The following is a 756-nucleotide window of genomic DNA, read 5'->3' as shown; positions in this document are numbered from 1 at the left end:
GAAGTCGTAACAAGGTAGCCGTAGGGGAACCTGCGGCTGGATCACCTCCTTAAACGACGACCTCGCCTGTTGTCGGCAAGTGCTCACAATGAATTACCTGATCGACCAGAGCAACGACTGTTTGGGTATAGACCCAGCGTGACCAATGGGTCTGTAGCTCAGTTGGTTAGAGCGCACCCCTGATAAGGGTGAGGTCGGCAGTTCGAGTCTGCCCAGACCCACCATTCTCTTGCTCGGTTAGAGCGCGCCCCTTGGGGTGAGATGAAGAGGAGGGTGAGGTCGCCGGGTTGTGTTCCAGTCTGCCCAGACCCGCCAATTCAAGACGGAAGTCTTAAGAGCTAAGAAGGACGTGTCTCTTATATCTTCACTCTTCACTCTTCCCTCTTGTGCCAGGGGCCTTAGCTCAGCTGGGAGAGCGCCTGCCTTGCACGCAGGAGGTCACCGGTTCGATCCCGGTAGGCTCCACCAAATCTTCCCAATACGGCGTTGAAAGCCGACTCGCATAGCGAGCTATGCGTCGCCGCCTTTCGCCTTGTCTTGGAAAGATTGCCCAACAGTCCCAATAGCCGTAAGCCTTAAGCTAGACGCTGAATGTGTCACCTCGATGACGGGGTTTCCTTCCAGCTTCCAGCTTAAAGCTTCCAGCTTTAAGTGCTCTTTAACAATGTGAATCATGCTGACAAAGTAAGATACGTCTCAAGCGTATCCGGCAATTGTCGTGACGTCATCGCCGACCAGACCCTTTCGGGTTATATG

The 756-nt window shown here is 54.0% G+C and carries 2 tRNA genes and 1 rRNA gene; all 3 read left to right on the top strand.

Annotation, left to right across the window (positions count from 1 at the left end):
* Window positions 1-52 (top strand): 16S ribosomal RNA (locus IE093_RS22330); the annotation flags it as partial.
* 95 nt (window positions 53-147) lie between these two features.
* A tRNA-Ile gene (locus IE093_RS22325) sits at window positions 148-224 on the top strand.
* A 168-nt stretch (window positions 225-392) separates the two neighbouring features.
* Window positions 393-468: transfer RNA gene (locus IE093_RS22320), tRNA-Ala, on the top strand.
* The last annotated feature ends 288 nt before the right edge of the window (window positions 469-756 follow it).

Source organism: Litchfieldella qijiaojingensis, assembly GCF_014651875.1.
Taxonomy (GTDB): Bacteria; Pseudomonadota; Gammaproteobacteria; order Pseudomonadales; family Halomonadaceae; genus Litchfieldella; species Litchfieldella qijiaojingensis.
This window is presented reverse-complemented; position numbering and strand designations above follow the sequence as displayed.